Origin of the sequence: Afipia felis ATCC 53690, assembly GCF_000314735.2 — a bacterium.
Classification (GTDB): Bacteria; Pseudomonadota; Alphaproteobacteria; order Rhizobiales; family Xanthobacteraceae; genus Afipia; species Afipia felis.
Genome location: NZ_KB375270.1, coordinates 1 through 21,361 on the forward strand (window position 1 = coordinate 1; position 21,361 = coordinate 21,361).

The 21,361-nt window shown below is 62.4% G+C and carries 20 protein-coding genes; 13 read left to right on the top strand and 7 right to left on the bottom strand.

Annotated features, from left to right (window positions below):
• Window positions 1–150: 150 nt before the first annotated feature.
• Together HMPREF9697_RS21610 and HMPREF9697_RS00005 are read right to left on the bottom strand one after the other, a co-directional pair.
• The gene (locus HMPREF9697_RS21610) at window positions 151–285 is read right to left on the bottom strand and encodes a hypothetical protein (RefSeq protein ID WP_283804936.1); all 135 of its coding nucleotides are present in this window, start codon (window positions 283–285) and stop codon (window positions 151–153) included.
• Window positions 286–419: 134 nt separating this feature from the next.
• A complete protein-coding gene (locus HMPREF9697_RS00005) occupies window positions 420–1,151 on the bottom strand; it encodes an FkbM family methyltransferase (protein WP_051053892.1) in 732 nt (243 codons plus the stop codon).
• 531 nt (window positions 1,152–1,682) lie between these two features.
• Here HMPREF9697_RS00005 and HMPREF9697_RS00010 point away from each other — a divergent pair.
• The 6 genes from HMPREF9697_RS00010 to HMPREF9697_RS00035 all read left to right on the top strand — a co-directional run bounded on the left by HMPREF9697_RS00010 (window position 1,683) and on the right by HMPREF9697_RS00035 (window position 8,103).
• Window positions 1,683–2,735 carry a DUF2778 domain-containing protein gene (locus tag HMPREF9697_RS00010; RefSeq protein WP_040307747.1) on the top strand — a complete coding sequence of 351 codons (1,053 nt, stop codon included), beginning with the start codon at window positions 1,683–1,685 and terminating at the stop codon, window positions 2,733–2,735.
• Window positions 2,736–2,881: 146 nt separating this feature from the next.
• Entirely contained in the window at window positions 2,882–4,096 is a 1,215-nt protein-coding gene (locus tag HMPREF9697_RS00015) for an MFS transporter (protein WP_002715079.1), read from the top strand.
• A 63-nt stretch (window positions 4,097–4,159) separates the two neighbouring features.
• Window positions 4,160–5,311: an iron-containing alcohol dehydrogenase gene (locus tag HMPREF9697_RS00020; protein WP_002715080.1), complete on the top strand. Its 1,152-nt coding sequence runs from the start codon at window positions 4,160–4,162 to the stop codon at window positions 5,309–5,311.
• Window positions 5,312–5,348: 37 nt separating this feature from the next.
• Window positions 5,349–6,893, top strand: coding sequence for a class I adenylate-forming enzyme family protein (locus HMPREF9697_RS00025; RefSeq protein WP_002715081.1), 1,545 nt, complete (start codon window positions 5,349–5,351; stop codon window positions 6,891–6,893).
• 87 nt (window positions 6,894–6,980) lie between these two features.
• The gene (locus tag HMPREF9697_RS00030; RefSeq protein ID WP_002715082.1) at window positions 6,981–7,244 is read left to right on the top strand and encodes an acyl carrier protein; all 264 of its coding nucleotides are present in this window, start codon (window positions 6,981–6,983) and stop codon (window positions 7,242–7,244) included.
• A gap of 13 nt (window positions 7,245–7,257) precedes the next feature.
• On the top strand, window positions 7,258–8,103 hold the full coding sequence (locus tag HMPREF9697_RS00035) for a 2-oxo acid dehydrogenase subunit E2 (protein ID WP_002715083.1): 846 nt from the start codon (window positions 7,258–7,260) through the stop codon (window positions 8,101–8,103).
• Here HMPREF9697_RS00035 and HMPREF9697_RS00040 read toward each other — a convergent pair.
• Entirely contained in the window at window positions 8,097–8,681 is a 585-nt protein-coding gene (locus HMPREF9697_RS00040) for a protein-S-isoprenylcysteine O-methyltransferase (RefSeq protein WP_002715084.1), read from the bottom strand. The genes HMPREF9697_RS00035 and HMPREF9697_RS00040 overlap by 7 nt on opposite strands.
• A gap of 251 nt (window positions 8,682–8,932) precedes the next feature.
• On the opposite strand from HMPREF9697_RS00040, the gene HMPREF9697_RS00045 reads away from it, so the two are divergent.
• The gene (locus HMPREF9697_RS00045; RefSeq protein WP_002715085.1) at window positions 8,933–9,559 is read left to right on the top strand and encodes a PGAP1-like alpha/beta domain-containing protein; all 627 of its coding nucleotides are present in this window, start codon (window positions 8,933–8,935) and stop codon (window positions 9,557–9,559) included.
• A gap of 56 nt (window positions 9,560–9,615) precedes the next feature.
• On the opposite strand, the gene HMPREF9697_RS00050 is transcribed toward HMPREF9697_RS00045, so the two are convergent.
• Window positions 9,616–11,382, bottom strand: a complete 1,767-nt coding sequence (locus HMPREF9697_RS00050; RefSeq protein ID WP_002715086.1) for a chloride channel protein — start codon at window positions 11,380–11,382, stop codon at window positions 9,616–9,618.
• A 173-nt stretch (window positions 11,383–11,555) separates the two neighbouring features.
• Window positions 11,556–11,957 (bottom strand): CsbD family protein, encoded by a 402-nt coding sequence (locus HMPREF9697_RS00055; RefSeq protein WP_002715087.1) that lies wholly within the window; start codon window positions 11,955–11,957, stop codon window positions 11,556–11,558.
• 127 nt (window positions 11,958–12,084) lie between these two features.
• On the opposite strand from HMPREF9697_RS00055, the gene HMPREF9697_RS00060 reads away from it, so the two are divergent.
• Together HMPREF9697_RS00060 and ppc are read left to right on the top strand one after the other, a co-directional pair.
• Window positions 12,085–12,279, top strand: coding sequence for a hypothetical protein (locus tag HMPREF9697_RS00060; protein ID WP_002715088.1), 195 nt, complete (start codon window positions 12,085–12,087; stop codon window positions 12,277–12,279).
• A 120-nt stretch (window positions 12,280–12,399) separates the two neighbouring features.
• Entirely contained in the window at window positions 12,400–15,201 is a 2,802-nt protein-coding gene (gene ppc / locus HMPREF9697_RS00065; RefSeq protein WP_002715089.1) for a phosphoenolpyruvate carboxylase, read from the top strand.
• Between the two features lie 14 nt (window positions 15,202–15,215).
• On the opposite strand, the gene HMPREF9697_RS00070 is transcribed toward ppc, so the two are convergent.
• On the bottom strand, window positions 15,216–15,437 hold the full coding sequence (locus tag HMPREF9697_RS00070) for a hypothetical protein (protein ID WP_002715090.1): 222 nt from the start codon (window positions 15,435–15,437) through the stop codon (window positions 15,216–15,218).
• A 140-nt stretch (window positions 15,438–15,577) separates the two neighbouring features.
• On the bottom strand, window positions 15,578–16,426 hold the full coding sequence (locus HMPREF9697_RS00075) for a uroporphyrinogen-III synthase (RefSeq protein ID WP_002715091.1): 849 nt from the start codon (window positions 16,424–16,426) through the stop codon (window positions 15,578–15,580).
• Window positions 16,427–16,555: 129 nt separating this feature from the next.
• Here HMPREF9697_RS00075 and purU point away from each other — a divergent pair, with 129 nt between their 5' ends.
• The 4 genes from purU (at window position 16,556) to HMPREF9697_RS00095 (ending at window position 21,356) form a co-directional block, all read left to right on the top strand.
• Window positions 16,556–17,419 carry a formyltetrahydrofolate deformylase gene (gene purU / locus HMPREF9697_RS00080; protein WP_002715092.1) on the top strand — a complete coding sequence of 288 codons (864 nt, stop codon included), beginning with the start codon at window positions 16,556–16,558 and terminating at the stop codon, window positions 17,417–17,419.
• A 5-nt stretch (window positions 17,420–17,424) separates the two neighbouring features.
• Window positions 17,425–18,603, top strand: coding sequence for an ABC transporter substrate-binding protein (locus HMPREF9697_RS00085; protein ID WP_002715093.1), 1,179 nt, complete (start codon window positions 17,425–17,427; stop codon window positions 18,601–18,603).
• 177 nt (window positions 18,604–18,780) lie between these two features.
• The gene (locus HMPREF9697_RS00090; protein WP_040307748.1) at window positions 18,781–19,713 is read left to right on the top strand and encodes a hypothetical protein; all 933 of its coding nucleotides are present in this window, start codon (window positions 18,781–18,783) and stop codon (window positions 19,711–19,713) included.
• A gap of 299 nt (window positions 19,714–20,012) precedes the next feature.
• The gene (locus HMPREF9697_RS00095) at window positions 20,013–21,356 is read left to right on the top strand and encodes a hypothetical protein (RefSeq protein WP_002715095.1); all 1,344 of its coding nucleotides are present in this window, start codon (window positions 20,013–20,015) and stop codon (window positions 21,354–21,356) included.
• Window positions 21,357–21,361: the final 5 nt, after the last annotated feature.

Consider the following 21,361-nt stretch of genomic DNA (forward strand, 5'->3'; position numbering starts at 1 on the left):
GGTCGGCGTCGGTTGTGCGACCGCTAACCCACTGAATTACCTTGAGAGGCCGATAACTCTTAATCAGCGGGTCGTAGGTTCGAGCCCTACATCGCCCACCAAAAACACCGAAGGTTATCAATAACTTAAAAAGATGCCGGTGGCCGATCCTTAGACCGGGTTGGCATCCTTTGATGATCCTGTGATGTTTTTGTTCGCGAAAAAGACCCGCTCAGGTTTCCCCGGCGGGTCTTTGTCCGTGTCACCGATCAGCAGCTTGCGGCGGCGGCCGAAGCTTTCGGCCAACCAGAAAATCTTCGGCTTCGCGAACGTTGGTACGCTCCTGATCAGCCCGCTATCAATGCGAGCGACCCGGAGTCCGTGGTGTTCGTCCGGTTGGTCGGCGCTGATCCCGATGTGGTGCTAGCGCCGGAATAATGTCATTTCCGGCGCAGGCTATTTCTCCAACGACGAGTGCGAACAATCCGCAATGGTCTTCCGAGGTAGTATTTCCGCAATAGCTGCCAGCGCCCGAAAAGACTCACGTTGAAACTGTCCGGACTCGGAACATACCAGCTGTTATCACCGGTTCTGCGAACGCGTTTATACCCGTGCGCTTTCATGAAACGATGAATGCTATCGTTTTCGATGTGGTCCTCGATCAAGACAAGGGGCGGTTTCCATCTGCTGATATCGAAACCGGCGAGAACGTCCATTTCTGCGCCTTCGACATCGATTGATATAAAATCAATAGAGGTCGGCTGCTGCGCCTCCAAAATTGAATCCAACGTTACGACGCTTACAATCTCGTATTCATCGTAGCGCCGGTCGTTCTCGAACCGATCCGCTCGGACGGTGCTGAGACCGCCGAGTTTCGCTAGCTTCATGGTCGTGCCGTGCTGCGCAGGGGAGCCGCAGGCGACCTGAATGACTTTTGACGTTCTATTCTTGCGACACCGGATAGCGTGCTCTTCACAAGCCTCGATCATGAGGCCAGACCAGCCATTGTCCTCTAGCCGCTTCGATTGCGACAGCAACTCAGGATCGAACGCGCCAACTTCGATGAAGTAACCCGGTTTTTGATTCGAAAAATAAGTATCAAGAACGTCATCTTCGACCTCCTGCCGAAAAATGGCAGGAGCCAAAAGTGCTCCGAACAAAGCAGAAAACATAATTCCAGCCCAGATAGTCCGCCCAGCCCGAGCGGCGGCATTATTCTACCTGACCAAAAGGATCATCTCAATGCCCTCACGGCATCCTACAGCGCCATGATAAAGCTCGAAGTGAGCGAGGGCATCGTCAGAGAGGGAAACCCCAATAACGGAAGCCATGACGATGGGCCAGCAAGAGCAGGTCGCCCGCATCGAGCGGATGCAGGAGGAGACCCGGAAGTTCGCCGTCATCGCTCAGAAAATAATAAATATAATCAATTAGTTATGATGAGGCGGCTCGTCCGGAGGACAAGTCTTTTTGCTGCCGGATCTGATGCGGAAAAGATGTGAAGTAAGTTCCGTCCGATCAGCCGCGGCACTTAATTCGCATTTAACTAAAACCCGCATTAATGGGCCATCGCGACGTCATGTGGGAATCCCTGCAGATTCAGGGTTGCCGTCATGACAAATCCGCATTTGAATGGCCTATCGGCATGTGTGCACCGCATGCACGATGGGGGCCCGGGGGACGTAGTGCATACCACGAGGCAGATGAAATCACGCCCACGCAGGCCGGTTGATGCGCGCGCGGCTGAGCGCGAAGCGCGCTCGCGCAAAGCCATCCGGCAGACCTTCGTTGGCGGCATCCTGCTGGCGGGTGGCGGACTGTCCTGCCTCTGGATTCTGAACGCGAGCCTCGGCAAGGCCGCCATTCCCGCCCAATCGCTCCCGCAGTTCGATATCGCGACCACCGTTCCCGCCCCGAGCGCCGATCCAAAACAATTCGCTGCGTTGCTCGACACCACGTCCTCGCTTGGACCTGCGACGTCCTTTAACCGGCCTTATGCATTCGAGGAGCGCTGGGCCGGAATAGCCTTCGAGGATCGCTGGGCGGCGGTTGCACCCGCGCCCGCACCGGAGCAGGCCAAGGTCGATGTCGCGACGACTCGTCCTGTGACGCCGCCTGACGATGTGGCGCAGGAGGTCGCGGAAGCCGTGCCGATGCCGCTGCCGCGTCCTTCTATCGATAGCGCGAAGAACGCCCCTTCGCGCCAGGATGCAACCCAGGAGAACAGGGACGTCGCGCTTGCCGAGCCGGCCAAGCAGCCTTCGATCTTCGAGAGACTGTTCGGCAAGCTGCGCCCCGCCAACACGACGCTGGCCTATGCCTCGCCGGATGGGGGCATCTTCAGCAACGGCACCAGCCGTATCGGCGGCCGTTACGACCCCTATACCGCCGTCTACGACATCTCGGCCCGCACCGTTTACATGCCGGATGGCACCAAGCTCGAGGCGCATTCCGGCCTCGGCAGCCGGCTCGACGATCCGCGCTACGTGAATGAGCGGATGCGTGGCGCAACGCCGCCCGCGACCTATGAACTGAAGCTGCGCGAAGCACTGTTCCATGGCGTCGAGGCGATCCGCCTGACCCCGGTGGACAGCAACGTCTACGGACGCACCGGTCTGCTCGCGCACACTTACATGCTCGGACCGAACGGCGACTCCAACGGCTGCGTGTCGTTCAAGAACTACAACGCCTTCCTGCAGGCGTATAAGAAGCAGCACGTGAAGCGGCTCGTCGTCGTCGCTCGCCTCGATACCTGATCTCCTTCTTGTGATCTCTTTCCGGTACGTAGCAGGCCTCGCATGCGACGCGGGGTCTTGCCAAAGCGTGCCGTTCCGCGCGATGCACTACGATATATTGCAGCGGCCGATAATCACGGGCGCCTTCCAAAGGTATAGCGACTGAAATGGAATTCGATTCCCCGCGCGATATTTTGCGTCATCGACCATTTCAGTTTTTCTTCGTCACGCGCAGCTTTTCCCGTTTCGCAAGCCAGATTTCGACGGTCGCGATCGGCTGGCAGATCTACGATCTGACCGGTAGCGCGCTGTATCTCGGTCTCGCCGGCCTCACGCAGTTTCTGCCCACGGCGATCCTGGTGTTCGTGGCGGGTCACGTCGCGGATCGTTACGACCGTCGCCGTGTGCTGCAGGCCTGCCAGAGCGTGGAAGGCCTGACGGCGGTGGCGCTGGCGCTCGGAAATTTCCTAGGCATTCTCACCGTGCCGTGGATTTTCGCAGCCCTTGCGGTGCTCGGTACAGCGACTGCGTTCGAAAGCCCGGCGACGGCGGCGATCCTGCCGGCGGTCGCGCCGCCGGGGCGCCTGCAGCAGGCGACCGCGTTGTCGACCGGCGGCAACCAGATGGCGACCATTGTCGGCCCGGCACTCGGCGGCTTCGTTTATGCGATCTCGCCCGGCGTGCCGTACGCGCTGATGACCGTGTTATGGTTCCTCGCCTCGATCCTGACGCGCTTCATTCACTTCGAGCGGCCCGCGCAACCGAAGGAGATGCCGACCCTGAGCGCACTGTTCGGTGGGGTGCGGTTCGTGCGTGACAACCCGACTATCCTCGGTGTGATTTCGCTCGATCTGTTCGCGGTGCTGTTCGGCGGCGCGACGGCGCTGCTGCCGATCTATGCGCGGGACATCTTGCAGACCGGGCCATGGGGCCTCGGCCTGTTGCGGGCAGGGCCTGCGGTCGGTGCGCTTGCGATGACGGTCGTGCTTGCGCATCTGTCGATCAACCGGCGTGTCGGCCTGCGGATGTTTCAGGCCGTGATCGCGTTCGGGGTGGCGACCATCGTCTTCGCGCTGTCGACAAAAATCTGGCTGTCGCTGCTCGCGCTCGCGGCGATGGGGGCGGTCGATACCGTCAGCGTGGTGATCCGCTTTTCGCTGGTGCAGCTGTCGACGCCCGACGACATGCGCGGACGCGTGGGTGCGGTGAACTATCTGTTCGTCAACGCCTCGAACCAGCTCGGCGAATTCGAGAGCGGCGTGGTCGCGGCCTGGCTCGGCGCTGTCCCTGCGGCGCTGCTCGGCGGCATTGCCACGATCCTGATCGCGCTGACGTGGATGCGGCTGTTTCCCACCCTGCGCAAGGTCGAACGATTGGAATGAAGTCGTCTTGACCGCCCGGTACGACGCCTGAACAATCGTGGCCAAACCGAGCGGGGTGCCGCCATGCCGGGCTTTACGTTTCAATCGACAAAATCGCTGCTGATGGAGCCGGGCGCGTCGGCACGCATCGGCGAACTCGCAAAGGCGCTCGGCTGCAGTTCGGTGCTGCTCGTTACCGATCCGGGTGTCATGGCCGCAGGCTTGCTGCAGGCCGGATTGAAGGGGCTGGCGCAGGCGGGCATTGCCGTCGCGGTTTTTTCCGAAGTCGAAGCTGATCCGCCGGTGCATGTCATCGAGCGCGCCGTTGCGATGGCGCGCTCGGCGAAGGCCGATGGGATTGTCGCCATCGGTGGCGGCAGTTCGATGGATGTCGCCAAGCTGGTCGCGCTCTTGGCGCTCAGCGACGAGAAGCTCGCGGATATCTACGGCGTCGGCATGGTGAAGGGACGGCGCCTGCCGCTCGTTCTGGCGCCGACGACGGCAGGCACCGGATCGGAGGTGACGCCGATCTCGATCGTCACCACCGGCGAGAACGAGAAGAAGGGCGTCGTCTCTCCCGTGCTGTTGCCGGACTGGGCCGTGCTCGATGCCGAACTGACACTTGGTTTGCCCGCGCATGTCACAGCAGCGACCGGCATCGACGCAATGGTTCACGCCATCGAGGCTTACACCAGCAAGCGGCTGAAGAACCCGATGTCGGACGTTCTCGCGCGGGAGGCGTTGCGGCTGCTCGGCGGCAACATTCGCACCGTCTGCCGTGACGGCGCCAATCTCGAAGCGCGGCACAACATGCTGTTCGGCTCGATGCTCGCGGGCATGGCGTTCGCCAATGCGCCGGTTGCTGCCGTTCATGCGCTGGCCTATCCGGTCGGCGCGCGCTTTCATGTCGCGCACGGCCTGTCTAATTCGCTGGTGCTGCCGCAGGTGCTGCAATTCAATGCACCGGCGGCCGAGGCGCATTATGCCGAGATCGCCGACATTCTTGTGCCGGGCGGAGGGAATGATGTGGCATCGCGCGTGGCGGAGATGGTGAAGTGGCTCGCGCAATTACCGTTCGAACTGGGCTTGCCGACGCGGTTGCGCGATGTCGGGATTGCAGAGGCAGATCTCGACGCGCTGGCCGAGGATGCGATGAAGCAGACCCGGCTGCTCATCAACAATCCGCGCGAACTGACGCAGGCGGATGCGCTTGGTATCTATCGTGCGGCGCTGTGATGTGGCAAGGATTGCGCCGTTCCCGGCGTGAGACGTGATGGACACCATTATCCTGCAATTCGGCGATGACGAGACGCCCGCGCGCACTGCTGCGGCCGAGGGGCTGCCATCGCTCGACAACGTCGCCAATCTCGGTCTCGCATTCTTCGATATCGCGCGGGTGCGTGGCGATCATCCGGCCATCGAGACGGAGAAGGGCACCTTCACCTACGGCTGGCTATTGCGCGCCGCCGAGAGCGTGCGCCGCTATTTGTGCAGCCGTCCCGCTTTTGCGCCGGGCGCGCGCGTTGCACTGAAGCTCTCCAATTCGCCGGAGTATGTCGCGGCCTATTATGGCACGCTGCTCGCGGACGGCGTCGTGGTGCCGTTGCCGGTTGCGCTCGAGCCGATGCGACTGAAGCAAATCGAAGACGCGTGTAGCCCTGACATCCTGATTGCGCCGAAAAATCTCGCGGGCGAGGCGGCTGCGACGGTGACGCTGATCGCGGAACATCTCGGCGACATTGCGCGCCCCACGCCGCAACGCGGACGCGACGATCTGGCGATGTTGTTGTTCACATCGGGCTCGACAGGTTTGCCCAAGGGCGTGATGCTGAGCCACGGCAATATTCTGTCCAACGCGCAATCGATCCTGCACGACCTGCCGATCACGGGAGATGAGCGTGCGCTGGTGCTGCTGCCGTTCTGCCATGCGTTCGGCAATTCGATCCTGCAGACGCACATACTGGCGGGCGCGACCATGATATTCGCCGGCGCGCTGATGTTTCCGGCGACGATTCCGCAGGCCATCGCCAAGTTCAACGCCACGAGCTTTTCGGCGGTGCCTGAAGTCTACGGCATGCTGATGAAATACGGCCGGCTCGACGAACAGCAGATGCCGCATCTTCGTTATATGTCGGTGGCGGGTGGCGGATTGCGCCACGATCTCTCGGTGCAGATGGCGGAGCTGATTGCGCCTGCCGACTTCTACGTGATGTACGGCCAGTCGGAAGCGAGCGCGCGGCTTGCGGTGCTGCCGCCGGATCAGCTTACGGTTCGCGAAGGCTCGATTGGCAAGGCGCTGTCAGGCGTCGAACTTGCCGTTCTGGATGAATCCAACCGGTCCTTACCTCAGGGTGAAGCCGGGATGCTGTGCGCGCGCGGGCCGAACGTCATGCTCGGTTACTGGTGTGATGAGGTTGCGACCCATGAAGCGCTCAGCGATGGCTGGCTGCGCACCGGAGATCTCGCCCGCGCCGACGCGGACGGCTATTTCTATATCGAGGGCCGGGCGAACCTGCTCGTCAAGGTGCAGGGCTATCGTGTCCATCCCGTCGAAATCGAAAGCGTTGTGGAGGCGGCCTTTCCGGGCATCCGTGCGGTAGCGGTGCCGATACAGCATGCGGGCGAGACCCGCTTCGCCCTGTTCGTTGCGCCTCAGGGGGGCGCGGCGGTCGATGCCGCGGGCCTGCGCGCGGCCTGCCAGCGCGATCTGCCGTCCTATAAAATCCCTGTGTATGTCGAGATTCTGGAGGAGCTTCCCCTGACATCCGGCTACAAGGTGGATAGGGCTGCATTGAGCAAGCGGCTGCCAGTCGGTTGAGGGGCGGTACTTTTCCTTGAAATAAGGCTATGAGGATGGCCTGCGGGACGCCGCAGCCGAAGATGTTGAATTGGAGATCGAGCGAAGATGGTACCGGAGCGGACACAGGTCGAGGCCGATATTTTGAAGTTCGTGGCGTCGCGCTGCCCTAACTATCCCGGCCTCGCGCTCGATACCGATCTGCTCGAAGAGGGACTTCTGGATTCGCTGCTCCTGATCGACGTGATCTTTCAGATCGAGGAGAAGTACGGCATCAAGCTCGGCGGCGAGCATGTCGGGCCCGCGCATTTCCGTTCGCCCGCCGCGATCGTCGATCTGGTGATGAGCCAGAGCGCGGCGGCGCAGGCGTGAGGATCGCACAGCGATGAAATGGCCTCTCGTCAGCCGCCCGCTGTCGAACGCGGACATCCCGCTCTACAATCGCTATTATCTGCACGCGCCGAAATCGAGCCACGTCGATCCTGTGATCGTGATGGGGACCGAATTCGAGGCCGACGCGCTGCTTGCGTTTCTGCAGCAGAAGAATCGCGCGGGCGGCACCATTCTCACCACCGCGCATGCATTGATCCGCGCTACCGGCCTTGCACTCGCGCAATACCCTGACATGAACACCCGCGTGGTCGGACGCAGCGTTCGTCGTTTTCGCGACATCAGCATCCGCATGGGGTTCTTCCATCGCAAGAACAACGAAATCGACTTGCTGCTGGTGACGTCTCCGGACAAGAAAAGCATCGAGGACATCGCCACTGAGGTCTGGCGGCGACTCCTGGAGGCTGCGCGCGGCAATGGCGGGCGCGACCGCGATCTCGCGCGGATGCGCAAGGTGCCTGCGTTCTGGTTTCGTCAGATGATGCGTGTCTACGGTTTTCTCGACCGTCACTTCCATCTTCCTGCGGTGAGCCGTCTCGATGAATTGCGTGGTGGCAGCGCGATGGTGAACGATCTCTCGCATGCGGGCATGCCGCCCCTGCGCAGCTACAAGCCGAGCCGCTTCGCCGACGGCAGTGACTCCATCAACCTGACATTGGGTCCGGCAGAAACCAAGCTGGTGATGCGTGATGGTGCGCCGGCGGAGGTCAAGGTGATGCCGCTGTTCATGCGCGCCGATCACAGGCTGGCGGATGCCTATCAGATCGGACGTTTTCTCGGCGCTGTGCGCGAGACGCTGCAGAACCCAGAAAGGTTGGCGATTACGCCTGCCGCTCAATAAATCCCAGGCAATACGCGCGCGGTGCGCCGCATGTAGGCGCGGTATTCGTCACCGAACGTGTCGATCATCATCTGCTCCTCGCGCCCGACGCGCATGAAGAACAGGATGCCGAAGCCGATAAGGCCTGCTGGACCCGCGATCCAGTTCGGCAGCAGGAACGCCTGCGCCAGCGCCCACAGCCAGAAGGCCGCGTACATCGGATGGCGGACACGGTTGTAGACACCCTCGGTCACGAGGCGGTGCTGCTCGCGCACTTCGAGCGTGACTGACCAGTTGCGCCCCAGATCCTTGTGGGTGCGGCGGAACATCCACAGCGCCACCACGAAAATGATGCCGCCGATCACGACCTGCGCCGGATGCAGCGGGTAATCGGCGAAGGGAAAGGCATGGCCGAACACGTAGAGCGCGGGCAGGATGCCGAGCCCGGTAGTCGAGGAGCTAAGGAGCAGTTTTTCACGCAGCCCGGACGCCTGGCGGGCCTTCGGCGTGCGTTTCGAGCGGCGGTCATGCGGCAGGCGGATGATGAACCATCCGATCACGCCGATTGCCCAGATGATCTTGCTCGCCAGCAGAAGCACGGTGGTCCCGTTCTGTCCAAAAGATGCCAAAAGAAACGGGGCTCTATCCCATACTCCGGCGCTGAAAGCCACCCGCGGGGCGTTACCGGATCGTCGCAAAACCCGGCAGATTCGGTTCCCGAGTGAGCGAATTTTGCAACACGCATGGCGATAACGGCGATAGCACGGTGAAACCCCCGGGGTTGGCTTGATTTCCGTCTGACGGCTCATTTAAGTGCCGCCGGGAGCAACCCTTTTCATAACGGTGGATGATGCGCACGTTTTGGTTGGCGATTGTTTTTGCAGTCGGATTGATTTTCGCACCCGCAGGCGCACAGGCGGCTCCGGGCCATGTCTATTTGCTCAAGGGCCTTGCGAACGTGTTCTCGACCGGCCTCGATAATTACGCGGCCGAGCTGAACCGTCGCCACATTCCGGTGACGGTCGCCAACCACAGCGAGGCGGCCGGTCTCGCGATCGAAGCGGCGCGGCTCTACAAGGCAGGCAAGGGTCCGATCGTCATCGTCGGCCACTCGCTCGGCGGCGCGGCTTCGACCCAGATGGCGGAGATCATGCAGCAGCAGGGCGCCAAGGTGGCGCTGATCGTCAATTACGGCCCGCCCGGCAATCAGGTGATTCCGGCCAATGTCGCCCGTGTGGTGAACTATTACGGCGTCGTCGGCGGCATCGCGGTGCGTGGTCCGGGCTCGCGCGCGGCAATCACCAACGTCAATCTGAGCGCCGATCCGAACATCAACCACTTCAACATGGACAAGTCGCCGCGTCTCGAAGCCAAGACGATGGCCCAGATTCTGGCGGCGCTGCGCAGCGGCCACCGTGCGGCTCCGAAGGTTGCGGCCACCCCGCAGCATTCGGCATCGGCCACGCCTGCCCAGTAAAAGACTTATCGGTTCAATCGCGACAATCCGCGCGGCGCCAGTCGCGCGGATTTTTTTTATGCCTCGCCAATCGAAAGGCGGCGATGGCGATCGGTTTCCTCGGCGTAGCGGCGCAGCGCATGCGCTTCGGTCAGGATGCCGATGACCCGGCGCGTATCGGCCGTGTCGATCACCGCGAGCGATTCCGCTTCGGCGCGGTCGAATGCCGCCACCGCATCCTGCACGTTCATCTCGGGCAACAGGCAGGCGTCGGGATAGCGAATGATGTCGCCGACCGTATCTGCCGGGGTGTCGAGCGATGCATATGCATCGGCGACGAAGACGATGCCCGCAAATTTCTGCTCGGAATCCACCGCGATCACCTGTGTTTTCGAGCCAAGCGGGTAATCGTGCCGGAAGGTCTCGATCGGCATATCCACAGGCACGGTGGTGATGTCGCCACGCATCATCCTGCCCACGGTGAGATCGCGAATCCATCCGATGTCGGCGGCGCTGCGGATGGTTTCTCCGCGCAGATGGAAGCGCCAGGTCGCGAAGGAGTAGCCGAACAGTTCGCGTGTCATCTGGGTCGAGACGATGACGGCGATCAGCACCGCCGTCGTCACCCACAGGTCGCCGGTGGTCTCGAGCGCGATGAAGGTCATGGTGAGCGGTCCCCCCACCACGGAGGCCGACAACGCGCTCATGCCGATGACGGCATAGACGCTGATGTCGAGATGCAGTCCCGGCACCAGCGTGTTCGCAGCGACTGCGAACAGGTGGCCGCCGAGCGCGCCGCTGAGCAGCGAGGAGAAGAACAGGCCGCCGCGAAAGCCTGAGCCGAGCGAGATCACCGAGGCCAGGATTTTCAACGCGAACAGGAGCGCAACGGTCAGGATCGGCAGCGTCACCACGTTCGTCGTATGCAGCGCGCCATGGCCGGAGGACATGATTTGTGGGGTCTGCAGCGCGAACAAGCCTACCAGCAGGCCGCCGATGGTGAGACGCAGCGGCACCCACAGCCGCGAGCGGGCCATGAGGACATCCCACAGCGCGACCGCGCGCATCACGGCGATGCCAGCCAGCGCGCAGAGAAAGCCGATGACCACCGCGATTGCGATATCCTTGCTTGTCACCTCGCCGACCTGGCTGAGGACGATGCCGGGGATGGTCGGCGCGAGCTGATGGGCCACGGCGTAGCCGATGACCGAGGCGACGCCGATCGGGGCAAGGCTCGCGGGCGTATAGCCGCTGACGATGAGCTCGAAGGCATAGAACGCACCAGCCAGTGGCGCGCCGAAAGCGCCTGCGATGGCGGCGGCACAACCGCAACCCAGAAGGATGCGCTGATCGGAGCGACGCAGGTGAAACGCCTGTCCGAGCACGGAAGCTGCGCCGCTGGAAATCTGGGTGTAGCCCGCTTCGGTGCCGACGGATGCACCGACGCCGCTCGACCAGATCGTCTGCAGCGCCACGATGATGCTGCCGCGGAACGACATCTGACCGCCGTGCAGGGCGTTGGCCTCGATGGGGTCGACTTCCCGGCCGGGCCGCCAGCGGTTGAGAAGGAGCAGCGACAGGCCGAACAGAAGGCCGCCCAGCGTTGGCATGAGAACCGCGCGCCACGGCTCCAGCACCGATTGCGACGACAGCCGCGCGCCGTGGGGGAGATTGAAGAGAACCTCGTGCAGCAGGCCGACAGCGCGGCTCATCAGCACGACGAAAAGCCCGCCGAGAGCGCCGACGATCGCGGCAAGAACGATCAGGCTCGATTCCCGCGCGCGGACGAGGGCGCGCAGACGGCGCGGTGCTTCCAGATAAAGTTTTGAGGTGGGGGCCGTCATACTTCAACGCGGTTGCCGCCGGCGCCGTGCCAGGGATTTCGCGTTCTCTACAGCAATGAAAACGGCATGGGAAACTGAAATGACCGCTGCAATGCGGTCACTTCCGGTTCATTTCGGAAAGAGGAATATAGGGGGATCACATGTTGATCCGAACCTGTCGTGCTCCGAGGTTCCTATCGCAACTCGCGCCAGTCCCGCAGATCCCGGAGGTCGCCCCAGCGTAACCGGCGGCGCGGGGCCGGGCGATTGAGCAGCAGCGCGAGCCCGAACCCGATGGCGCCTGCCGCGAGCAGTGCGCCAAGTGGTCGTTCTCTCATGACGGAGGCGACGGCCCGGTTGCCCTGCCGGTAATACTGCCCGCCGGTTTCGACCGCCTGCGAAGCGAGGTCGGACGCGGCATCTCCGAGATTTTCCGCCGCGTCCTTCGCCTGTCCGTAGATTCGCTGCACGGTACCGGCGGCATCGCGCGCGTGTCCCTTGGCCTGCGCGGCGGTATCGCCGGTCAGGCGTCCATAAGCAGCCTCAGCCTTGCCCGCGACCGAATTGGCCGCACCTTCCAAACGCTTTTCGTCCATGATGTTTTCGCTCCCGTTTCGGAGCGCCAACAGCCGGACGCGGCGCAGGTTCCGTGCGGAACATTCCTCTGTCATTACGCATTGCCCTTACGACACACGAAGCGGTTACGCGCGAAGGGAGAGGTTGATGGACGACAAATTCGATCCGGCACCGCACGACAAACACGCGGAAAGTCCGCACAAGGCCGCGGAGAAAGATCGTCGCGTGAAGAAGGAGCTCGACGAGGGGCTGCAGGATACGTTTCCCGCCTCCGATCCGGTCAGCGTCACGCAACCCACCACCACGAAAAAGGCCGCCGAGAAGGTGACGCGCAAAGGTTAATGCGCGCGCCTTGACGAGGCGCCCTGTGGGTTCATCTTTTTCAAAAGGTGAAACTATCTTGCGCTGCTCTGCAAAAATTGCGACGAAAGTTGAAGGCAATTTTTGAAAGCGCATCCATCAATGGCGTCCGACGTTTCGGCTATCGAGCGAAAATCTCCGTCTCCTGACTCCCCAAGCCGGGACGACGCACCGTCGTCGCAGGCAGATGCGCAGTTGCGCGCGGAAATCCGGCTGCTCGGGCGAATTCTGGGCGATACCGTCCGCGATCAGGAGGGTGACGATGTTTTCGACCTGGTCGAAAGCATTCGTCAGGCGTCGATCCGCTTTCACCGTGACGAAGACGAAGGCGCGCGGCACGAGCTGGAGGCGATGCTGAACGGCCGCTCCATCGCCGAGACGGTACGCATCGTGCGCGCGTTCAGCTATTTTTCCCACCTCGCCAATATCGCCGAAGATCAGAATCACATCCGCCAGACCCGCAACCAGAGTGGGGCGGGATTGGCGACCGCAGCGACCACGCTGGCCGGAACGGTGGAGCGTGCTCGTGACGCAGGCTTCTCTGCGCAACAGCTCCGCGGTTTCTTCGACGACGCGCTGGTGAGTCCGGTACTGACCGCGCATCCGACCGAAGTACGCCGCAAGAGCACCATCGATCGCGAAATGGATATCGCGGCGCTGCTCGACAGCCGCGACCGCACGCAGATGACGGCGGAAGAACTCGCGGATAACGATGAGCAGTTGCGTCGCTGCGTGCTGACGCTGTGGCAGACTAACCTGCTGCGCCGGAGCAAGCTGACCGTGCTCGACGAGGTGCAGAACGGTCTGTCGTTCTACGATTATACTTTTCTCAAGCAATTGCCGCGGCTGCTGAACCTTCTGGAAGATCGGCTCGGCGCCGACGCGGACGGCAAGGAACTGGCATCATTCCTGAAAATGGGAAGCTGGATCGGCGGCGACCGCGACGGCAATCCGTTCGTCACCGCAGACGTGCTGCGTGGCACGCTGCAGATGCAATGCGAACGTGCCCTGAATTTCTATCTCGATGAACTGCAGAAGCTCTACGGCGAACTCTCGCTCGCCCGGGATATCGTCCACGCCTCGGAAGAACTGCTGGCGCTGAACGGACGCTCTCCGCCTGTCTCCGCGCATCGCGATCGCGAGCCTTATCGCCGCGCGGTCAACGGGGTCTATTCGCGGCTCAAGGCGACGGCGAAAACATTCGGTGTCCGTGCTGTCGGGCGGCCGGGAGGCGAGGCTGCGCCTTATGAAAGCGTCGAGGCGTTTCGCGAGGATCTCGATATCATCAACCGTTCGCTGATCGGGCACGGCTCCGGCGTGATTGCGCGCGGGCGGCTGCGGCGGCTGCGGCGCGCGGTGGATTGTTTCGGCTTCCATCTCGCCAGTCTCGACCTGCGGCAGAATTCGGCCGTGCATGAGCGCACCATCGCGGAATTGTTCGAGGCGGTCGCGCCGGGCACGAATTATCTCGATCTGCCGGAAGACGAGCGCTGCGCCCTGCTGGTGCGCGAACTGCACACCGCGCGGCCTTTGATCTCGCCGTTCGCCAACTATGGCGAGGAGACGACGAGCGAACTCGCTGTGCTGCGCACCGCCGCCGAGGCCCATGCGCGGTTCGGGCGGCAGTGTATTCCGCAGAGCATCGTATCGATGTCGGAGGGCGTTTCCGATCTTCTCGAGATCGCCGTGCTGCTCAAGGAGGTCGGGCTGATCGATCCGAACGGCGCGAGCCGGATCAATCTGGTGCCGCTGTTCGAGACAATCGAGGATCTGCGCAACTGCGCCGGCATCATGGATCGCGCGCTGTCGCTGCCGGAATATCGCCATCTGGTCGACAGTCGAGGCGGGCTGCAGGAAGTCATGCTCGGCTATTCCGACAGCAACAAGGACGGCGGCTTCATCACGTCCGGCTGGGAATTGTACAAGGCCGAAATCAGCCTCGTTGAGGTGTTCGCGAAGCATAACGTGCGGCTGCGGCTGTTCCACGGCCGCGGCGGTTCGGTCGGTCGCGGCGGCGGCCCGAGCTACGAGGCCGTGCTGGCGCAGCCGGGCGGGGCGGTGAACGGACAGATCCGCATCACCGAGCAGGGCGAAATCATTTCGTCGAAATACACCAATCCGGAAGTTGGCCGGCAGAATCTGGAAATCCTCGCGGCCGCGACGCTGGAGGCGAGCCTGCTGCAGCCGCAGCACTCGGCGCCGCGTCAGGAATATCTCGCGGCGATGGAGGAGTTGTCGGCGCTCGCTTTCGCATCCTATCGCGGCCTCGTCTACGAGACCGAAGGCTTCGAGGAATATTTCTGGGCCTCGACCGTCATCAACGAAATCTCGACGCTCAACATCGGCAGCCGTCCGGCTTCGCGCAGCAAGGCGCGGCGGATCGAGAACCTGCGTGCGATCCCGTGGGTGTTCTCATGGGCCCAGTGCCGTCTGATGTTGCCGGGCTGGTATGGCTTCGGCAGCGCGGTCAACGAATGGCTGCGCAAGAATCCGGACAAGGGTCTCGATTTCCTGCGCGAACTCTATCGCGAGTGGCCGTTCTTCCGCATGCTGCTGTCGAACATGGACATGGTGCTGTCCAAGAGCAGCATCGCGGTCGCCTCGCGCTATGCCGAACTGGTGCCGGACAAGACGCTGCGCGACACCATCTTCCAGCGCATCCGCGCCGAATGGCAGGGCTCGATCGACTGGCTGTTGAAGATCATGGATCAGGACCGGCTGCTCGGACACAACGAACTGCTCGAACGCTCGATCCGTCACCGCTTCCCTTATCTCGATCCGCTCAACCACGTGCAGGTCGAGTTTCTCAAGGCCTACCGTTCGAAGAATGAAGACCCGCAGGTGCTGCGCGGCATTCAGATCACGATCAACGGCATCTCGGCGGGCCTGCGCAATAGCGGGTAGAGAAGCTCGTTGCTTCAGCGCGTCACGGTCCGGCGGAAATAGGCTTCGGTGTCGGTGAGGCGCTGGTGGCTGCGGCGGACCAGAATGGTGCCGGTGCGCAAATTGCGGTTCGCCATATGCAGAAGCCTGCGTCCTTCACCGACCAGCGCGCGGGCCTGCCGCAACTGCTCGTCGAATGAAGCGGCCGGCGTGGCGGTCTCTGTGCCAACTTCGGCGGCGGTCTGAGCGGAGGTCATGATGCGGCTCCGTATCTGGGTCCCTGGCTGCGTGCACCTCAACGCGCAGGTTGCCAAATCGTTCTGGAGCTGTCCGCCGGCAATTGTGGATTCGGGGCGTCATCCACAGGCCCGTGGTCGCAAGCCTCTTTACAGGGCCCTCAGCGCGGGAGCGTCGCGGTGCGCGGCGGCGTCTGCGTGAGTCGGGCGGTGATGGCCTGAATCAGCGGCTTCATGAAAAAAGCGTCCCCGGCGGGAGAGATGTCGGTCTGCAGGCCGTAGGTTTTCAACTCATTGGAGACGACCGGGCCGATCGAGGCGACCGGTGTCAGCGCGAACCCGAGCCGCAACTGCTCCTCGCTGCCCTCCGCACGGGCGGCCTCGACCAGTCGCCGCACCTGGCCGGAGCTGGTGAGCGCGATGGCGTCGACGCGCCCCGCGGCGACCTCGGCAATGGCGGCGGCAATGTTCGCGTGCGCAGCTTTCGTATCGTAGACATAGGGCTCGACGGGGACAGGCGTCGCGCCTGCCGCGCGCACGGCGTCAAGCAGGGCGCTGTGATCCTTCTCCGGATAAAGCTGCAGGCCGACACGGTGGCCCTTCAGATCGGTGCGGGACACCGTGGCGATGATGCCCTCTGTGGTGGGTGGCTCGACCACGGTTTCGGCGGTCAGGCCGAGTTTGCGCAGCGCGTTCACCGGCTTCGGCCCGCGCGCGTATTTGCGCGGGCGGCCGAGCGCCGCAATGAATTCATTTTCGAGCCCCATCCGGCCCGCTGCGGCGACCAGCCGCCGCACGCCTTCGCCGGTCATCAGCACGAGATCGTCGAGCGGCTCATGGATGGCGTTCCCGATCCAGGCGCCGACTCCGTCATGATCGGGGGTGTCTTCGATGGTGAACATCGGGCACTGGATCACGTCCGCTCCCTGCTCCTGCAGCAGGCGGGAAAACTGCGCTTCCTCCCGGGTTTCCAGAATGAGGATGCGGTATCCGCTTAATTTGCCGGCCATGATACCTCGCAGGGGTCGGGTGGATTCATATCATTTCATCATGTCGGCGTGGACAGGATTGGCGCAAGGGGAGGCGGGTGCTAGAGCAGGGCCGTTTTCATCCCTTCTGCCCACCAAAGATCAGATCCCATGCTTGCCCAGCAATTCGTCCTGACCCTGTCCTGCGACAACCGCCCCGGCATCGTCTCCGCCGTCTCCACCTTCCTGTTCGCCAGCGGACAGAACATTCTCGACGCCCAGCAGTTCGACGACACCGAAACCGGCAAGTTCTTCATGCGGGTGACGTTCAACACGGTGGACGGCTCCTCCGACCTCGCTACCCTGCGCGGCGGTTTCGGCGCCATCGCCGTGCCCTTCGGCATGACCTGGCAGTTACGCAGTTCAACCGAGCGCCATCGCGTCATGCTGATGGTGTCGAAATCGACGCACTGTCTCGCCGATCTGCTCTATCGCTGGCGCTACACCGACCTGCCGATGGTGCCGACCGCGATCGTCTCCAATCATCCGCGCGAGACCTATGACGGCATCGAGTTCGGCGACATCCCGTTCCACTATCTGCCGGTCACCCGCGACACCAAGGCGGAGCAGGAAGCGCAGATCTGGAATCTGGTGCAGGAGACGAAGACCGATCTCGTCGTGCTGGCGCGCTACATGCAGGTGCTGTCCGACGATCTCGCCGCGAAGCTCTCGGGCCGCTGCATTAACATCCATCACTCCTTCCTGCCGGGCTTCAAGGGCGCGAAGCCTTACCATCAGGCGCATGCGCGCGGCGTCAAACTGATCGGTGCGACCGCGCATTACGTCACCGGCGATCTCGACGAAGGTCCGATCATCGAGCAGGATGTCGAACGCATCAGCCACCGCGACCCGCCCGAAATTCTCGTCCGCAAGGGCGCGGACATCGAGCGGCAGGTGCTGGCGCGCGGCTTGCGCTATCATCTCGAGGACCGCGTCATCCTCAACGGCCGCAAGACGGTGGTGTTCAAGGATTGAGCAAGATGGCGGCTGCGCTGCGGCATATCCTCTGCGTCGTGCTCGCGGCTTTCGCGATGGCGGCCCAGCCTGCCGTTGCCGCCGAGCCGACATTGAAGATCGGCCTTGTGCTGCCGCTGTCGGGCCCGCTCGCTATGACCGGCGTGCAGATCGACAATGCGATGCGGCTCTATCTGGAGCAGAACGGCGACACCATCGAAGGCACCCGGATCGAAGTGCTGGTTCGCGACGACGAGGGCAATCCCGATCACACCCGCGAGGCGGTCAGGAGTCTGGTCGAGGAAGACAAGGTCGATGTACTGGCTGGCTTCGGCACGTCGCCCGCCGCTGCCGTCGCCGCGCCGTTCGCGACTCACGCAAAGATTCCCGAAGTCGTGATGGGCGCGCAGACATCGCTCGTCACTACGCGTTCGCCCTTCATCGTGCGCAGCGGCGGGACACTCGCGCAGTCCGCTTCGACGCTGGGAAAATGGGCGGCGAAACACAACATCCGCAACGTTGCGGCGCTGATCTCCGACTACGCGCCCGGCAACGATGCGCTGAGCGAATTCTCCAAGGCGTTTGCTGCCGACGACCGCACGGTGAGCGACGAGTACAGGATTTCTCTCTCGGAGCCGGATCTCGGCCCACCACTGATGCAGATCAAGCAGGCCAAGCCTGATGCGCTGTTCGTGTTTGTGGCGCCGGGACAGGCACGTCAGGTGCTCGATGCCATCGCAGCGCAAAAGCTTGTCGAGAGTGGCATCAAGCTGATCGCGACAGGCGATCTCACCGATGATTCCTTTCTCAAGAACCTCGGGCCGTCCGCGCTTGGCGTCGTAACCGCGCATTTCTACTCGGCGGCTCATCCTTCCCGCGCGAACCGCCAATTCGTCGAGGCGTACCGCGCGGCCAATAACGAGACGCCGGGCGCGATGGCGGTGAGCGGTTATGACGGCACCCGCCTGATCTGCGAGGCACTGCGGGCCACCAAGGGCGTGACGGATGGCGAGGCGCTTCTGAAGGCCATGAAAGGCGCTGCGTGGGAGAGCCCGCGCGGCCCCTTCGCCATCGATCCGCACAGCCGCGAAGTTGTGCAGAACATCTACATGCGCAAGGTCGAAGACGTGGGCGGCGAGAAGCAGAATGTCGAGTTCGCGACCTTCGACAATGTCAGGGACCCGAACAATTCCCGGGAGCACTGATCCGTCTGCGCAATCCAGAATGTCATCAGTGACGTCTTATGTGACATTTCGATTTGGAAACAAAATCGAAAAATGCACGGGTTTATGTGTTGGGCAATATCTGCAATAAGCGTTCGCGTGCTCACCCAAGCAAGGGCTATCGACTTGCTGAATTGAAACGGAGGTGTTGGGTTGCGGATGGATTTTTTACGCATCAATCGAGCGAAAGCTGTTTTCGACGCAATTTATGATTTGGACGATCCAAGAGCTTATTTCTCTGTCCTCGGAGACTTGGATTATATGATCCCGGATGTGGCAGAGCCGGTCGTGCGTCAAATTCTGTCAGCCAAAACTTCGATGACCGGTGTTAAGCCGACCGTGTTGGATGTCGGGTGTTCATACGGCATCAACGCGGCAGTGCATCGGTTTCCCTTGACGTTTACCGGCCTGCGTCATCGTTATGCCCGACGCGAGATGCGGGCGGTCAGTTCCGAGACCCTGGTAGAGCTTGATCGTCATTTTTATGCGGCCTGGCCTGATGTCGGTCTGGCTCGGTTCATCGGGCTCGACGTCTCAGCTCCCGCGATCAGGTATGCGACAGGCGTCGGCCTTCTTGAGCAGGGCGTTGTCGCCGATCTTGAGACGGGCGATTTGTCGGCCGAGGGCGCGCGCATTATCAGCTCCGCTGATGTGATCATGTCGACGGGCTGCATCGGCTACGTGACCGAAAAGACGTTCAGCAAAATCCTCGACGCGACCGAGAGGCGTCCGTGGATCATCTCCTTCGTGTTGCGGATGTTCCCATTTGAGCCTTTGGCGGCGACATTCGCGAAGCGGGGGTTTGTGACCGAACGCCTTGCCGGCGCGACATTCATCCAGCGCCGCTTCCGCGATGCGGACGAATTTGAAAATACCTTGGCCACTCTGGCGGCCCTCGGCATTGATGCGACCGGTCTTGAATCGGAGGGGCTGTTCCACGCCGATCTTGTCTTGTCCCGTCCTGAAGCGGACGCGCGTGCGGCTCCCTTGGAGGATATCGTCACGGTCGCCAGCGGTCGTGGCCGACCGATCGGGTCGCGTTACGTTCATATCCAAGGTGACGAGGGTTTGCAGGTCGCGTTGGAGCCATAGGGCCGGGAATTCGCGGCCTTATGCCGAAGCGGCACGGGCTTCGGCTCGATCGATAACGCCTGTGTGCCGACGAAAGACGGTGCGGGCAGGCGCGGGCGATCATCGAAAGCTGCAGCCGTCAGGGGTGGGCCACGATCCGCCACCGTAACTTGCAGGCCGTGCCCACCCTCGCGCTGCTCCCCTGAAAAACCCGTGATCTCCCAAAGAATCTTGGCTGGTCGGGTTTCGTCTATGGGCAGATAGTGGTAGGAAGCCTGATCGATATCGTTCTGCCCACTCACTCGTCCCCCGCAGGCCTCATGAAAAACGAAGCCCTTTTGGCTGAGATTTCAGACTATTGCCGCCAGGCAGGTTTGGCGGAATCGACCTTCGGTCGCCGCGCGGTGAACGACGGCAAGCTCGTGACCCGGCTGCGCGAGAACAAGCGGATTACCGTCGATACGCTGGAACGGATTCGTGCCTTCATGGCCGACGGAACCCCGGCGCGGCGGCTGCCGGAGCCGCCCATCGAGAAGCGCGATCCGGCCGGCAATTTCCGTTTCTTCGAGAACCGGCAGAAATACCTGCTGTTCGTCCACACCTGCAGCGAGAAGCGCGTCATCGCCCAACGGGTCGCGCTGGAGCTTGGGAGCATCCACCCCAGCCCACCTGCGCTCCGAGTGTTCGACGCCGGGGTGGGCGACGGTACCGTGCTGTCACGCGTGATGCGCTCGATGCACGTCCGCTTTCCGCACATGCCGTTCTATGTCGCTGGCAAGGAGATCAGCCTCGAGGACGTCAAGCTGACGCTCGACAAGGTGCCGGACCGGCTGTTCGAGCATCCCGCGACCGTGTTCGTGCTCACCAACATGAACTACGCCGAGGCGCCGTGGCTGACGCCGAAATCGGCCACCGCCGCCGCCGCGACGATCTGGAAGGAAGTGGTCCTCACCGGGTCTTCGTCCGGCGAGTTCGAGGCGCAGATCGCCGAGCTCGAGCCTTTCCTCGAGGAAAACTGGCGCGCCAGCATCTCGCCGCGGTCGGGCATGCCGGTCTATGAGCGGCCGGTGGCGATCGTGATTTATCGCAACGACCATCGCTTCATGCTGGATTCGGTCATCCCTCGCGCGGGCAAGGTCGAGGCCAACTTCGATCTTGTCATCGCCTCGCAACCTTATCGTGCCAAGTCCTCGCTGAATTTCCGCGCCAAGCGCATCATCGGTCCGTTGGCCCGCTCATTGCGGCCCGGCGGGCGGCTGATCGGCATTCACTCCCACGGCAACGACCCGGGGATGGAAATCATCCAGTCGATCTGGCCGGACGAGAACCCGTTCTCGGTCAATCGCCATGAAGTGCTGCGGGCGGTGAAATACGAACTGGGTTCGGCGGGGCGCGAACTCAACTTCAACGCCTATGCCGATAATCGCTCGATCTTCCGGTACGATATGGAAGCCCTGCCCAACGAGGTCACCGGCGCCATCGGTTCCTCGACCGCTTTCGCGGCGTGGAATGCGGCGGTCTATGTCGCCCAGATCGAGGACGAGCGACTCTCCGGAATTACCGAAAGCGGCCGTTATCTGGAAGCCACGCGCGAGGTCCTGCGGCGGCATAACGGATTGTGGTTTTACGATGAATCTTACGTCATTTCGCGGCGACGCGATTGACGCCT